The organism is Enterococcus sp. AZ095b, from assembly GCF_051714725.1.
GTDB classification, from domain to species: Bacteria; Bacillota; Bacilli; order Lactobacillales; family Enterococcaceae; genus Enterococcus_B; species Enterococcus_B pernyi.
This window is the reverse complement of sequence record NZ_JBIOSL010000001.1, coordinates 413385-428787: the sequence shown is the minus strand read 5'-3', so window position 1 is coordinate 428787 and position 15403 is coordinate 413385. Positions and strand designations below refer to the sequence as shown.

General features: G+C 40.3%; 13 protein-coding genes and 1 other annotated feature. Of the genes, 3 read left to right on the top strand and 10 right to left on the bottom strand.

What is annotated here, in order from left to right; genetic code table 11:
* Positions 1 to 21: 21 nt before the first annotated feature.
* From tyrP to tyrS, 3 genes are all read right to left on the bottom strand, one after another.
* Positions 22 to 1440, bottom strand: a complete 1419-nt coding sequence (gene tyrP, locus IGJ99_RS02025) for a tyrosine-tyramine antiporter (protein WP_062805731.1) — start codon at positions 1438 to 1440, stop codon at positions 22 to 24.
* 244 nt (positions 1441 to 1684) lie between these two features.
* Entirely contained in the window at positions 1685 to 3559 is a 1875-nt protein-coding gene (gene tdc / locus IGJ99_RS02020; protein ID WP_010736392.1) for a tyrosine decarboxylase, read from the bottom strand.
* A gap of 290 nt (positions 3560 to 3849) precedes the next feature.
* A complete protein-coding gene (gene tyrS, locus IGJ99_RS02015; protein ID WP_153829908.1) occupies positions 3850 to 5106 on the bottom strand; it encodes a tyrosine--tRNA ligase in 1257 nt (418 codons plus the stop codon).
* Between the two features lie 96 nt (positions 5107 to 5202).
* Positions 5203 to 5406 (bottom strand) — a binding site (T-box leader).
* Between the two features lie 294 nt (positions 5407 to 5700).
* On the opposite strand from tyrS, the gene IGJ99_RS02010 reads away from it, so the two are divergent.
* Positions 5701 to 6855 carry a hypothetical protein gene (locus tag IGJ99_RS02010; RefSeq protein WP_438770530.1) on the top strand — a complete coding sequence of 385 codons (1155 nt, stop codon included), beginning with the start codon at positions 5701 to 5703 and terminating at the stop codon, positions 6853 to 6855.
* A gap of 144 nt (positions 6856 to 6999) precedes the next feature.
* Here the strand turns inward: IGJ99_RS02010 and dhaL are convergent, their stop codons facing one another.
* The 3 genes from dhaL to dhaM are packed head-to-tail and all read right to left on the bottom strand — an operon-like array spanning position 7000 to position 9003.
* Positions 7000 to 7605, bottom strand: coding sequence for a dihydroxyacetone kinase subunit DhaL (gene dhaL, locus IGJ99_RS02005; protein ID WP_010736395.1), 606 nt, complete (start codon positions 7603 to 7605; stop codon positions 7000 to 7002).
* Between the two features lie 14 nt (positions 7606 to 7619).
* Positions 7620 to 8603, bottom strand: a complete 984-nt coding sequence (dhaK, locus tag IGJ99_RS02000; protein WP_349520919.1) for a dihydroxyacetone kinase subunit DhaK — start codon at positions 8601 to 8603, stop codon at positions 7620 to 7622.
* Position 8604: 1 nt separating this feature from the next.
* Positions 8605 to 9003 carry a dihydroxyacetone kinase phosphoryl donor subunit DhaM gene (gene dhaM / locus IGJ99_RS01995; protein ID WP_438770528.1) on the bottom strand — a complete coding sequence of 133 codons (399 nt, stop codon included), beginning with the start codon at positions 9001 to 9003 and terminating at the stop codon, positions 8605 to 8607.
* A gap of 193 nt (positions 9004 to 9196) precedes the next feature.
* Here dhaM and IGJ99_RS01990 point away from each other — a divergent pair, with 193 nt between their 5' ends.
* Positions 9197 to 9517: a heavy metal-binding domain-containing protein gene (locus IGJ99_RS01990; RefSeq protein ID WP_010736398.1), complete on the top strand. Its 321-nt coding sequence runs from the start codon at positions 9197 to 9199 to the stop codon at positions 9515 to 9517.
* Positions 9518 to 9593: 76 nt separating this feature from the next.
* Here IGJ99_RS01990 and nagE read toward each other — a convergent pair whose 3' ends face one another.
* From nagE to IGJ99_RS01970, 4 genes are all read right to left on the bottom strand, one after another.
* Positions 9594 to 11588, bottom strand: a complete 1995-nt coding sequence (nagE, locus tag IGJ99_RS01985) for an N-acetylglucosamine-specific PTS transporter subunit IIBC (RefSeq protein ID WP_096081354.1) — start codon at positions 11586 to 11588, stop codon at positions 9594 to 9596.
* Between the two features lie 270 nt (positions 11589 to 11858).
* Positions 11859 to 12641 carry an LPXTG cell wall anchor domain-containing protein gene (locus IGJ99_RS01980; protein ID WP_438770526.1) on the bottom strand — a complete coding sequence of 261 codons (783 nt, stop codon included), beginning with the start codon at positions 12639 to 12641 and terminating at the stop codon, positions 11859 to 11861.
* Positions 12642 to 12879: 238 nt separating this feature from the next.
* Positions 12880 to 14535 (bottom strand): FAD-dependent oxidoreductase, encoded by a 1656-nt coding sequence (locus IGJ99_RS01975; protein ID WP_438770525.1) that lies wholly within the window; start codon positions 14533 to 14535, stop codon positions 12880 to 12882.
* 3 nt (positions 14536 to 14538) lie between these two features.
* Positions 14539 to 14850, bottom strand: coding sequence for a rhodanese-like domain-containing protein (locus IGJ99_RS01970; protein ID WP_010736402.1), 312 nt, complete (start codon positions 14848 to 14850; stop codon positions 14539 to 14541).
* A gap of 171 nt (positions 14851 to 15021) precedes the next feature.
* Here IGJ99_RS01970 and IGJ99_RS01965 point away from each other — a divergent pair, with 171 nt between their 5' ends.
* The gene (locus IGJ99_RS01965; protein ID WP_224434484.1) at positions 15022 to 15282 is read left to right on the top strand and encodes a metal-sensitive transcriptional regulator; all 261 of its coding nucleotides are present in this window, start codon (positions 15022 to 15024) and stop codon (positions 15280 to 15282) included.
* Positions 15283 to 15403 lie beyond the last annotated feature (121 nt).

Below are 15403 nucleotides of genomic sequence, written 5' to 3'. Positions count from 1 at the left end.
CTCTAAGAGGGAGTCCCCCCACTATTCTTTTAAGTCTGCTTCAACTTCAGTCAACCAAGTTGCTTTCTTCACGCGATTGATGATCAGCGGAATAACGAACATCACGATTGCGATGACCGCAACAAGCAATGCATCCGCTAATGTTGAAGTTCCTAACGTTGAAACAACAACGGCGATAATTGCCAACATCAGCATACAGCTAACCAGCCACGCAAAGCCATTTCCTTTTTTACCGATTCGATAAGGACGAGGCAATTCTGGATGGCTATTTCTCATTTTCACTAAAGATATGGCGATCAAGAGATATACGATGCAATAAATCACTGTTGTTGCATTCGTCAATGTAAGAAAGACCGCACTTACATCATCCATGACGCCATAAAGTAACGCAAAGAGGGAAATAACTACTGATTGCGTCAATACCACATTTCTTGAAACACCATATTCATTTTCTTTATGGAAGCCAAATTTTGGTGGCAAGAATCCTTCACGTGCTACTTGGATGATCGTTTTAGAAGGTCCAGTTACCCAAGCAGACAATTGTAATAACACACCAATAAAGACCATAAAGCTGAAGATATTACCGATGATCGTTGGCAATCCTAAAATATCACAATAGATCAATACTGGTTGTGTGATGTTTGCCAATTCCATTCTTCCTTCTGGTACGACATTTGCAACAAACAAGGCGTTGATGACATTCAATAAAACTAGTCCGATCAATGCAATAAAGACCCCTTTAGTATAGTTCTTCGTTGCATCTTTCAAACGAGGCATATACACTGAGCTCATTTCGATTCCCACAAAAATAAATGTGATCCCCGCCAAATATTTCAATGAATCACTGTGTTGTAGATCAGGCAATGCTTTCGACCATGAAAAATCCCCCAAATAGCCGTTTGAAACAAGTCCCACTTTGAAAAACGCTAATATCCCCAAAACAAACATGATCACCACAGGAATATAAACACCCAACCAAACACCAATATTCCCACCAACTTTCGCCATGTCAAACTTCAAGTTGAGCAAGGTGATGATCCAGTAAATGACCAAGATACACCCTAAAACGAAGTAGTGATTGTTGCCAAGAGCGGCGTTCCCAAACGTATTCCCTAACAATGGACCTAAGGTAGAAGCGACCATGACCATTCCTGGGAACATTTGCACCCAAAGCAACCATGCAACGACAAATCCCCATTTACTACCTAGAGCTGTTTTGACCCAAAGTTGCGGGCCTCCTTCTTGCGGCAGCATCGTTGATAATTCACCAGAAATCATTGAAATGGGTCCAGCAAAAAACAAGACGGCAAAAATCGTGTAAAAAATCAATGTCCAACCAACAGCTGACAATGTTGGGATACTACGAACAGTGGCACATAGCGCCATGGTCAAACCAATGAATGTCCCTAGCCCCATTTTACTTACTTGAGCTTTACTCAATTTTGACACTCTCCTTATTAAGAAATAAATAGGCGTGTCTTTGAAACTTTTCATTAACAGCAAATAAAAGCAAACGTATGGTCAACTTGTGCTTTGAGTATTTTTTGCTTGGATCATCAAGCTTCAAAGGCACTCCAACATGAAAGATTTGATAAGAGAAAGGAGGCTCATTCTTTATTCGTTTCGAACGAGAAATGAGCGCTCATTCTACTTGCTTTCTCTTCACTCATCATAATATTTACGTTTATTTTGTTTCGTTTGCCACTAACTGATCTGCATAGATTTTTTCTAATTTACTTTGAAGCGCTGCTTTGATTTTTTCTGCATATTCTTCAAAATGTTCTGCTTTATTCATATACGGCGTCATGACACTGGCACGTAAGACTGTGACTTTTCCAGCACGTTCCCATTCTTCCTCTGTAAATCCTAATTGTTTTACAAATTGAAGTGGGCTATTGCCATAATCTGGAATTGCAAAGTCTGTATGAGATGTCAAGAATTCATTGCCATAGATGCTTCCTTTGACATAAGAAGAATAGTCATACACATCATGGTTCAACTGATTCATCGCTACCAGATCGTCATTCCCTTTTTCTTTGAATACATAATCAACCATATTGAAATCTGGATAAGTCAATGGATGAACTTCGATTTCTTTATCGCCCACTTTGAAGGTTAAATTGTTCAAGAAGTGGAAGAAACGATGTGCGCCTTCAATCGATGCTCCCATCAATTTACCATAACCAGTCACATTAAGCGGTAGTACGTGATGCGCTGCCCAAACACTTGCGGCAGTTGCTCCGGCTTTTGATCCTTCCAAAATATAGGCACCAAGCAATGCTGGGATATCTGCTCCTTTTTCAAATACATAGGTTGCAAAGTAAGAGATCACATCACGCATACGAATGTCTTGGATCACGATACCTCCAGCAGAGTAAGGAACATAGCCCATTTTATGTGGATCAATCGTCACTGATTCTGCTTCTTCAATTGCTTGATATGCACGGTGTACTTCTTCTAAAAGATAATCTTTATTTTCTGTGAAGACATGATGTTTTGCGTGTACTTCTTTTAATTGATCAAATGGGATGAATTCATTGTTCTCATCAAGGAAGATCGCACGTCCGTAACCACCATAAGCTGCATCTACGTGTAGGTAGAAATAAATGCCTTCTTTTTCTAGCTTGCGACGTAATTCAACGATTTTATCGATTTCATCGATTGCCCCTTCTTCAGTAGAACCAACGACACCAACGACACCTAAAACCGGTGTTTGTTCAGCAGCCAATTCACGAATGATTGTTTCAAGTTCCTTGATGTCCATGCGATAGTTGTGATCCACAGGCACTGGAATCACTTGATCTAGTCCGACACCAATGATGTCTGCTGCTTTCAACCATGAATAGTGTTTTGTTTGTGGGACTAACCATTTACCTAATTGTTGAAGATGTTTTCCACTGCGTGCAGAATGTGCTTTGATCTCATCGATTTTTTCTGGCACTTGATCTAACAGATCAATGATTTCCCGAGTTGAAAGATTCATCAATTCCCAATCTGTTTGACCTGAAACCAATTCAGGTGCCACTTCTTTCATTGCAAGTGGCAATGATTTGATGTTGCGCGCATACCAAAGACCTTCTAAATTTGCTAATGAGCCATCTGCAACGATATGGCCCCAGCCATTTTTGTACCCCATCAATGTAGCAAATTCCATTCCGACTTCTTCTTCCATTTGACTTGTTGCTGGAGAAGATTCATATGCGACGTTATTTCCATTCCATAGCATCGCAAAATTATAGGCTAATAATGATGGCATCAATGTTTCAGAGTTCATATGACCCCAATAACGACCTGCATTATGCCATGGGACAGAGTGTGTACGCATCCGCGTAGAGATTTCAGCTAACACGTCTTTTGTTTTATTGATCGTGTGCGCGAAGCTTTCACTGCTTTTTTCTTCCGGCGTAATGATCGGCATATCTTGTGGCATATAATTTTGACGCCATCCTAAGTGCTCGTCCACTAATTCATTTAACAAAGCTTTATAGATTTGGCCATTCTCTGCTTTGTCTCCAATGAATAGTGCATTCAAATTTAAATCATTTACCTTTGATTCCATTTAGAAACCCTCCTAAAATAATTTTTTAAATTTTGTCGAGGCTTAGATTACACCTGTTTTTTATTTCTGTAAATATCACTTTTCCTATTTTTCTCATTTCATTTTAATGTTTTTAATTGTTTGAATTGTTGGTACAATTGATAAAAATTAAAAAAAGGAGGGAATTTACAAATGTAAATTCTCTCCTCATGATTGTATTAACGACAACCGGCGTAACTATTAGGATAAGTTTCAAAAATTGGAATTTTGTAATGGAATAGACCTTTTACAAGGTAAAAAATTACTAAATTCTAATCAACTACTTTGGCCAAAAAGTAGCGTTTTTTCCCTTTTCTGATCACTACGAATTTACCATCAAATTCTGTAGCTGGATCAATGACAAAATTTAAATCGGTTACGCGATCACCGTTAATACTTATAGCTCCGTTCGACACATCTTCACGCGCTTGACGTTTTGATGGCTCGATTTTTGTGGAAACAAGTAGTTCCACGATATTTTCAGGGATACTTGAAATCTCTACATTCGGCATGTTTCCAAAGCCTTGTTCGATTTCTGACGCATTTAGTTCTTTGATATTTCCAGAGAACAATGCAGCTGTGATTTTTTGCGCTTCTTGTAAGTCTTCTTCGCTGTGGACAAAACGTGTCACTTCTTCTGCCAAACGGCGTTGTGCTTCACGTTTTTCAGGTTCTGTCTCCACTTTTTTCGCTAATTCATTGATTTCTTCTTGTGATAAGAAAGTAAAGAATTTCAAGTATTTCACAACATCCCGATCATCTTGATTCAACCAGAATTGGTAGAATTCGTAAGGGGATGTTTTTTCAGGGTCTAGCCAGATTGCACCACCGGCAGTTTTTCCGAACTTTGTTCCATCTGCTTTTAGCATTAATGGGATCGTCAACCCAAAGGCTTCCGCTTCTGGTCCTTCCAATTTACGGATCAGATCTAAACCAGCAGTGATGTTTCCCCATTGGTCAGCTCCACCGATCTGTAATTGCACATCGTATGTTCTGTGTAAGTGCAAGAAGTCGATCGATTGCAAGATTTGGTAAGTAAATTCGGTAAATGAAATTCCGACTTCCAAACGACTTGCCACGATATCTTTCGCTAACATCGTATTGATGTTGAAGTTTTTTCCGTAGTCTCTTAAAAATTCTAATAAAGAAATATTTGATAACCAGTCATAGTTGTTCACAAATGTAATATTGGCATCTTTCCCAAAAAGTTTGCGCATTTGGTTCGATAATGCATCCACATTATGTTGGACTTGTTCCATCGTTTGTAAAACACGTTCGCTTGTCCGTCCACTTGGATCACCGATCGTTCCAGTTCCTCCACCAATCAGGATGTATGGATGATGCCCTGCTAATTGGAATCTTTTCATCATCATGAACGGGATCAAATGCCCAATATGCATCGAATCTCCTGTTGGATCGACACCACAGTAAAGCGAGATACTCTTTTCTTCAACAAGCTCGCGAAGTCTTTCTTCGTTGGTTTGTTGGTTAATGGCATCACGCCAAGTTAATTCATCAATAATATTCATAACATTTCCCTCCATATCTTTTTTTATGAAAGCAGGTCCCTGCCAGCATGTCATTTATTACCGGGCAGACAACAAAAAAATCCCTTGACAATCAAGTCAAGGGACGAAAATTCGCGGTACCACCCAAATTATATGTTTGTTTTCCAAACATATCTCTCTAACATTTAACGCTGTCGCGTGGCTTCATGCCATAGACTCCTAAAATGTAATTCGCGCTAAAGCATGTACTAGTTCACAGCAACCACTAGCTTTCTGAAACATTGGCTTTATCCACTACTTCGTTTTATTCATCGTCTAATTCCTTATTCATCTATCTCCTATCTTAGAACGCACTGTTTTTTTTGTCAACAAAAAAATTTTTCTTGATCATTCGAACGACAAAAAATAACATCGTTTTTTAATCTTGAACTAAGCGGAAATCGATTGAATTGAAGAAGCCTTTATTGATTCCATTGCTCAATCTGTTGAAAAATGTTCTTCTTATTGCACGCACCATTTTTTCTTTAATTACATAATTGTCGTTACGTTAATAACTCAAACAGCTGTTATATTGTTATAGGTATTAAAAATTATTTTAGAAAGAAGGAATAAAAAATGAAATCGATGATTTTGAAAATTGCTTTATCTGCTAGTGCGATTTTATGTGCAGTCTCATGCTTGAATGTCTCTCAACCTGTCGGCGCTGAGGAAATACATCCAACAGCTGGCGAAACTGACTTCATTGGCGCCTTTGCCATTAGTGGGTCAAATGTTGTATTGGAAGTTGGCGAAACGTCTAACGAGAATATTTTAACAGCCTCTCATGCCCGCATCACAAATTCAATTGGCGTAGAAGTCCCTCCGATCATCAAGTCAGCCAATGTACAAGACACTCCAGGCATCTATCAAGCAACGATCGGCACGACCATCATGTCTTCAGTAGAAAAAGAGATCACAGTCACTGTCGTCGATAAACTTGAAGACTGTCCGACTTATGGTATTTATCAATTAACTGCTGAGGATGCAACGGTTCCGGTGGGGCAAGTAGATGAAGCAGCTACCCTTCAAGCAACAAATGCGCAAGCGCTGACTTCTGGCGGCTCTCCAGTAGATGTTGTGATCAAGAAATCAAATGTAGTGAATGATACCCCTGGTACGTATCAAATCGTTTTAGGGATCAAAGAAGAACCAAAGATCCGTAAGACAGTCCAAGTCACAGTTACTAATGACGCAGGGAACGAGCAAGAAAATCTTTACTTTGTCGACGCATCGGATGCTACTGTCTCGATCGACCAATTGGACGAACAAACGTTGATCATCATGACTGATGCCAAGTCAACTGATATTTTAGGACATTCCTTGCCTGTAGAAATCAAACACTCCACAATCAAGTTTGAGCCAGGAAATTACACTGTTACATTCGGTCTCAAAGGAGACTCAAGTTTATTTACTAAAACTGTCAATCTTACCGTCACTTCGGATAACTACGTTCCTTCCAGATTCTTTTTGCAAGCATTCGATGCAACTGTCCAGTTAGGTCAAACGGATGACCTCTCACTGATCCAAGCAACCGGCGCAAATGCCGTGACTCTCCTTGGACAAAAGGCAAATGTTTACGTGAAGCATTCCTCGATTGAAGCAAACAAAACTGGCGAATTTGCCGTGACATTTGGCGTAACAGAAGATCCAAGAGTCGAAAAAACGGTAACAGTCTCAGTGGTTGATGAAATCAATCGTCCAGAATTGGGCGGTGGCATTGGGAATATCTAACAAACAACCACTTGTCTCACCTTAAACAGGATAAAGGACGGACCAAAAAATAATGGTTTTAAAAAAGGCGTCATCCACATAAGGTTAAAACCACTGTGGATGGCGCCTGATTTATCGAGGTTAGATCCTTCTATCCAACTTTTTTTATATTTCGTCGATTATTTCTAATAACGTAGTAAACAAGATGGCACTAGATGCCGCACCAGGATCAATATGTCCGATTGAACGTTCACCTAAATAAGAAGCACGTCCTTTTTTCGCGACTAATCCTGCTGTGTGTTCTTTTGCCTGCTCAATTACTTCTTTCGTAAGATTCCCTGCGGTTAGTGCTTCAGCTACAGGGAACCAAACATCTAACATGGTTTTATCTTCTTGTTCCGCTTTTCCTCTTGCTTGGATGCCGTTCGCTCCTTCACGGATGAACTCACCTAATTGTTCTTGTGAATCGATCTGCTCTACTCCTTTTGTTGCTTTCATCAAATTCATAAACGCAGAACCGTAAAGAGGACCCGAGGCGCCTCCTACTTTGGAAATCATTGCCATAGAAAACATCTTGAAGGTATCACTGATAGTGTCAGGTGCCTCCTGTTGAAAAGCTGCTTCATAGGCTGTCACACCTCTTCCCATATTATTCCCATGATCCCCATCGCCAATGGGGGTATCTAAATCACTTAGGTACGCTTTTTTCTCTTTGATCTCTTCAGCAAAGCGGTTAAGCCAAGCTTGGATCTCTTTTACCGTCAACTTCATTTTTTCATCATCCTTTACCATGCAATCGTTTCTACGTGACTTGTTAAAGCTTCTTTCCAAGTGGTTTCTGTTAAGTCAACCATTGTTAATGATAGTCCCTGCATATCCAATGAAGTCATCAAATCACCGACTTTATGGAAAGTAACATCCACCTGTTCTTCATTCAACAACGTCAACACATCATTCATGAATACAAATTGTTCCATCAATGGTGTACCACCCATCCCATTCACTAAGACACCGACTTCTTTTGGTTTTTCAGTATATTCACTCAAAATTTTCGTGACTAACTCTTTCGCTAACAATTTAGAGGGTTGCAGTTTTTCTCGACGATAACCTGGTTCGCCATGAATCCCTACACCGTATTCGATTTCGTCTTCATTTAGGTCAAAGCCAGGCTTCCCTACTTCTGGGACAGTCGCAGCCCGTAATGCGACACCAATTGTTTTGGTCGCAGCAACCACTCGCTCTCCTAATTCCTTCAGTTGAGTCAAGCTCGCGCCATTTTTGGCAGCATCTCCTAAAATCTTATGGACAAGAATAGTCCCCGCTACGCCACGCTTCCCTGCCGTATACGTGCTGTTTTCTACCGCGATGTCATCATCGACCACTACTTCTTCGACGTCAATTTCATCCATAGCAGCTAACTCTTTTGCCATTTCAAAATTCAATAGATCTCCAGTATAGTTTTTGATGATCAATAACACACCTTGTCCTTGGTCCGCTTCTTTGATCGCTAGTTGGATTTGATCAGGTGTCGGTGAGGTAAAAACATCCCCCAAAACTGCTGCACTTAACATACCATCTCCAACAAAACCTGCGTGAGCTGGTTCATGTCCACTACCACCTCCAGAAACTAACCCGACTTGTTCGTTCAACTGATTTTTCGCAATTACACGAGAATCTTCTACACGATGTACTAGCTCTGGATAACTCTTTACGATCCCTTCTAGCATTTCTTCTACGATATCCCCAGGTTCGTTCATGATTTTTTTCAATTTACATCCACCCTTTCTTCCCTGCTTGTCGTGCTTCTTCTATGATTTGTTCGATATTGTCGGTTGTCCCTGCTGTAATAGTAGCTGCAAAGGCTCCTTCTACTAAGGGGGCATCCACCAAGTAGTAGTTTTTTTGTTGGGCTTCCTCCAATAAATCTTTTGCCAATTCTGAATTCATCACTGCGCTACCAAGATCAGCAAAGACAAAATAAGCAGCTGAATCGGCTGATTGATTGACGGCATCAACGATCTTCATCGGATCAGAACCGAGTTCTCCCTCTTCGATTCCGCCAAGTGATAATACTTCTACGTCATCGGTTTGTTGCATTTGTTCAATCATCTCTTTGATGCCGTCTGTGACCTTCTTACTATGAGAAAGCAATAAGATACTTTTCTTCAACGAATTCCCCTCCTTCAGTTTAGCACCCTTTTTGTAAGGGTTTTCTTTATACTGTATTAAGTATATATCAACTCCTATGGGTAATGGAAATAATGCGATATAATGAACGATAGTTTTTTTATTTATGTGAAGATAAAGATAGGACTAAAAAGAGATATTTGCTATACTTTCCTTAAAGAAAGGAGTGATCAAAATGATCATTACAACAACAAATAGCGTAGAACATCAAGTCATTGAGTCTTATGAGGGAATTGTTTTTGGTGAAGTCATTACGGGAATCAACGTCTTAAAAGATTTAGGTGCAGGGATTCGTAACGTTTTTGGCGGACGCTCAAAAAGTTATGAAGGGGAATTATTGACAGCAAGAGAAGAAGCATTAGCTGAAATGGCGCAACGCGCAGAAGCACTTGGCGCAAATGCGATCATCGGGATGAAGATGGATTATGAAGTCTTAGGTTCAGATAATGGGATGTTGATGGTCACTTGTAGCGGGACGGCTGTTCGATTGGTTTAATAAAATCAAAACAAATAAACGAGTGAAGACCCGCCAAATTTCTAGGGTCTCCACTCGTTTTTTACTCACACACGCTTCACAATGACTGGACTTGTCCAATCACCTCATTCGCCTCAACCAGCGGTCTTTTTTCAATGGTTAGACTTTCAACTTTCTCACTATTTGTAAATACAACGATCATATCTGTTTGTTTACCTGCTTTTTCTAGCATCGCTAAGTCAACAACTGCCAATAATTGACCTCGTTCCACTCGTTGTGCTTGTTTGACATAAAGAGTGAAGGGTTCTCCTTGTAAATCAACCGTGTTGATTCCCATATGCACCAACACTTCAAGCCCATTATCTGTTTCGATCCCCAGTGCATGTTTCGTTGGAAATATACTAGTGATCGTTCCACTGATTGGTGCAAATATTTCTTTTGCTTCCGGCAGGACTGCATAGCCATCACCCATCATTTTTTCTGCAAAAACAGGATCGCCGACTTCAGTGATCGGAATGATTTTACCGAGCGCCGGTGCATAGAGTTCAAATGTTTCCTTACTTGTCTTTGAAGCAGAAACCGGCACATCTTGGTGAGAAATTGATTGAGCGGTCTCTTGCGCTACCTTACTACCTTGTTGGAGTTTCGTCATTTCGTCTGCTACAAATTGGACCTGTGTGCCTACAATGACTTGAATATTTGTTTGATCAATTACTTTTACCCCTGGGACACCAGTTTGTTTAATCGCTTCTTGATTTACTTTTGCTGTGTCTTTTACCTGTAGACGCAAGCGTGTCGTACAATTATCGATTGCTTTTACATTTTCTTTTCCACCTAGTGCATCATAGATCACCGCAGCTAGTTGGCTAAATTCATTAGTTCCCGTAGCAATATCAGGTGTCTCTTCGCCAATTTCTGTTTCTCTTCCTGGTGTCATCAAATTGAACTTGTTGATGGCAAAGCGGAAGCCAAAATAATAGATAGCTGCAAAAAATACTCCTTGAACGAGCAACATCAATGGTTGATTGGCGACTGGATTCTGCAACGACAAAAAGTAATCCACAAAACCAGCGCTAAAAGCAAAACCAGCTGTCCAATGGAAAAAGGCACTGATTGCTAATGAAATTCCTGTAAAAATGGCATGGATAACATACAACGGCCACGCCACAAACATAAATGAAAATTCTAATGGTTCAGTCACACCTGTAAAGAACGCAGCAAAACCGGCTGCTAGCATCAAAGAAGCGACTTGTTTTTTCTTTTCTGGACGTGCACTTTGATAAATAGCAAAGGCCCCAGCAGGTAAACCGAACATCATGACTGGGAAAAACCCAGCTTGATACATACCGGTTTGTCCAATTATTGCTTTTCCACTATCTAACGCTTGTTGTCCAGCTAAAAAGTTTCCAATATCATTGATACCTGCCACATCGAACCAAAAAACAGAATTCAGTGCATGATGTAAGCCTGTTGGAATCAATAAACGATTGAAGAAACCGTATAGTCCTGCACCGACAAACCCTAATTGAGAAATCCCCTTCCCAAAGGAAACCAGTACATCATAAACAGTTGGCCAAATAAATAATAATATCGCAGAAATAACCAACATGCTCAAGGCAGACATGATCGGAACTAAGCGTTTCCCACTAAAAAATGATAAGGCCATAGGTAATTTCACTTGGCTAAACCGATTATACATCGCAGCAGCGACTAATCCTGCCACGATTCCAACAAATACATTGTTATCCATTGTATTGAAAGCCGGATTGACTTCAGTGAGATCTCCCAGATGCAATAATCCTTGTACTGAATCCGCAGATAAAACGGTTTGAGGGATCAAGTAAGCGACCAATCCTGCCAAAGCAGCTGATCCATCTTTGTCTTTTGACATTCCCAATGCCAAACCCACCGCAAACAATAAGGCAAGATGGTTAAGAATCGCTAGCCCTGCATTCATTAAGAAGGTCGTTCCCGCATTACTGATGCCTACTCCTACGAACCAATTCGCAAGACCAACCAGTAAAGAAGCCGCTGGTAAGACTGCTACTGGCAACATCAATGAGCGACCCATTCGTTGCATATATGCTTTCATTCTTTCCACTCCTATTTTCTCTCCGCTCGTGAAAGAGCGTTTATCGTTATTTTTGTAAATTTTCTAGAAAATATCTAAAAACAATAAAACGAGTATACCATTTATCCAAAAAAATAGGAAGCATTGATTGAATACATTTAAAAAACCAGCAAAAGCAACGAAAACGAACGGAAAAATCTATTATCCGACCATTTATTTTTTAAAATAAATATATACCAATAATCAATCCGTTATTTTCAAACAACAAAAAAAGAGTTTGAGATATCACACTCAAACTCTTTTTTGATACACAGCACCGACAAAAACAACCAGCAAGCACAAGCTACCGATCACTGACAAATAAATTGACCGGCGATCGTCCGTTTTTGGTAATGTCTTCGCGGGTCGTTCTTCCACTACTTTTGTTTCTGTTTTAGTAACTGTCCCCGCTTCTACCGACCGTTTTCCGGCGGAATGTAAGGTCGCCTTGATTCTTTCGATACTGGCAGACAAATCCGCTTTTCTTACTTCGAAATCGGCCATTGTCGCTTGAGCTTCTGCTGCTTTTTCATGGATTTCCGTACGAGCTGCTTGAATATCCGCTTGTGTCTGATCCACTGACGCAACCGTAGACGTTGCTAAATCTTGCAATTCCGTTTGTACTTCGGTTGCCCGTTGGGTCGCAGATGCTATTTTTTGTTTTGCTAATTCGGCTTTTTCTCGCTCTTCAGCTATTTTCTCAGCTAACTCATCGCGATCACTCACTGCTTGATTTGCTAAATCGTTCACTGTTTGATCGATTTCCTTTTGTTTTTCGATAAGTTGTTGTTTCGCTTGTTCCAACGTATCTTCCAATTCTTTACGTTGTTGCTCCAACTTCTCCCAGCGAGTCGAATCTGATGGATCAGCTTCGTTAGGAGGTGTATGTGACGAGTCTAGTGGCTCCCGACTCTCCTGGATCTGTGACTCACTGGTTTCTGATGGTGGCTGACTTGAATCTGCCCTGACTGTCTGACAAAGAAAGAAACTGCTGGCGATCAGTGCAGCAAAAAGTACTTTTTTCATTTTGTGCATCTCTGCCATCCCCTTTCATTTTCACTAGTTGTTCATTATAGAAAAAAACTGAGGAATCGCCTATAAACAATTGACGTATTCTGTCTAGTTGTATCGATGAAAGGTTGGAGTTTTGTCATTCGTCAGCTCCTATCCTTCAAAAAAATAGCCTAAAAAAGCGCCAAGTTCTAAAAATAGAAAAACAATCATCCAAGCTTACTACTTCCCTTACAAAGCTCGTCGGTCACACCCTCAAGTTCTACCCTCGAGGATAGCATAATTCATCTGGTCTGACGGCTTGGTACAGAGAAAAAGCGCCATCTAAATTTTTCACAGTGAATCCCGCTTGTTTCAAGATTCTTTCTGCTAAGTAGCTACGTAATCCACTATGACAACTGACGATATATTCTTGCTCTTTATCCAATTCGTCCAATCGTTGACGTAATTCAGATAAAGGAATATGAATGGCCTCTGGGAAATAACCATTCTGCCACTCTTCTTTATTCCGAACATCAAGCAATTGTTTCCCATGTGCTAATTCTTCTGGCAATTCATGCCACTGTATCATCTCACTCAATCCTTCGATGACATTCATCGCAATATAGCCTAGCATATTTACTGGATCTTTCGCTGAACCAAAAGGCGGTGCATAAGTCAGTTCTAACTCTGGCAGGTCGAAGACTGTCAAATGCCCTTTAATGGCTGTCGCAAGAATATCGATTCGTTTATCTATCCCTTTTTGACCGATTCCTTGAGCTCCATAGATTTCCCCAGTTTCCGGATGGAAGATCAATTTCAACAACAAGTCCGTTGCACCAGGGTAATAGCCAGCATGATCTTTACCTGAAGCATGGAGGACTTGAAAAGATAAACCTGCTTTTTTTGCTTGTCGTTCAGTGATACCTGTGGAGGCAGCTGTCTGACCAAATGCTCGAACAATAGCCGTTCCAAGGCTGCCTTGATTCAGGCGTGGCCGCCCAGCCATGTTATCAGCAGCTTGTCGTCCTTGTCGATTCGCAGGCGAAGCTAAAGAAATCAATGCAGGTTCCTTCGTGATTTGATGTTTCACGACAATCGCATCTCCTACTGCAAAGATTGCCGAATCACTTGTTTGATAATGCTCATCCACAACGATACCGCCACGTAATCCCAACGTTAAACCTGCCATCTCAGCTAAGCGACTATCTGGTTGGACTCCCACCGAAAGAATCGTCAAATCTGACTCTAACATTTCGCCATTTTCTAGACGAAGCATGTTTCCTTGTTCTTCAAAACTAGTAACAACACAATTTGTTAAAACTTGAACATCATTATTTTCTAATTCTTTTTGTACAAAAGAAGCCATCTCTTCATCCAACGTCGGTACGACTTGCGGAGTCCGTTCGACGATCGTTACATCCAATCCACGCTTTTTTAGATTTTCTGCTACTTCGATCCCAATAAAACCGGCGCCAATAACTACCGCTTTACGAGGTTGTTCCTCTAATTTTTCCATGATAGCATCAACATCTGGAACATTTCTCACAGTAAATACATTTTTTGCCTCAGACAAGCCTGTGATCTCAGGTATAAAGGGTTTAGCTCCTGGAGAAAGCAAAAGGGCATCATACGTTTCTTTGCGGGATTCCTCTCCATGAGAAACTTCCACTTCTTTTGTTTCTGGAAAAATCGCTGTGACTTCATGCTCCACTCGAACGTCCAGACGAAAGCGTGCAGCTAAACTTTCAGGTGTTTGGATCAAGAGCTTTTCTCTTTCATCGATTTCACCAGAAAGATAGTAAGGAAGGCCACAATTAGCAAAAGAAACATTGGGCCCTTTTTCAAAAACAACGATTTCTGCATCTTCTTGCAGTCGTCTTAAACGAGTGGCCGCAGACATCCCTCCAGCAACACCGCCAATTATCACAAATTTCATTTTTTATCTTCCTCCAATCTTTTCCCCAAACCATTGATTCATCCCGCCACGAATATTGATTGCCTGATAACCAAGATTTTTTAATTCTTTCGTCGCTTGCTTACTACGCATTCCTGACTGACAAATAACGTATACTGGTGCTTGTTTATCCCCATTATACGTACTAATACGGTGTAAAGGAATATTTTCCGCTTGCTTAATATGCCCACCTCGGTATTCAGACGGTGTTCTAACATCGATCAATTGGATGTTTTCTTTTAATTTATCTTGCAAATCCTTTACTGTTATTGATTGACTAAGTTGAAATAATCCCATTTTCATTCTCTCCTCTTTTTTTAGAAAAATATACCTACTGGGGTATATTCAACACGATAAATGTGATTATGTCAACCATTAAAACTTTTAATTTCAAAAAGTTGCAGTTTTCATTTGCAAATAATACCTATATAGGGTATTATTTGCAAAAAAAGAGTGGGAGGTTCTATGATGACTATTGACAACAAAACAATTCTAAATCGCTTGAGACGTACAGAAGGACAAATTCGTGGTATCCAAAAAATGATTAACGAGGAAAAAGAGTGCATGGATATCATTACACAATTAAGCGCTGTTCGTTCGAGTATTGATCGTGTCATGGGGATGATCGTTGCCGAAAATTTAAAAAACTGCTTGGAGCATCCAGAAAACAGTGTGGAGGAACAAGCAAAAAAAATGGAACAAGCCATCAATATGATCATCAAAAAATAAACGCAGCAAGTTTCTATCTCGCACTACTTAAAACCGAATAAACGGCGGAAACAAATGGAACCTCTTTGAAAAATAAGGCATCATCCACAAAAATTTGAAAAACAATTTTCGTGGATGATGC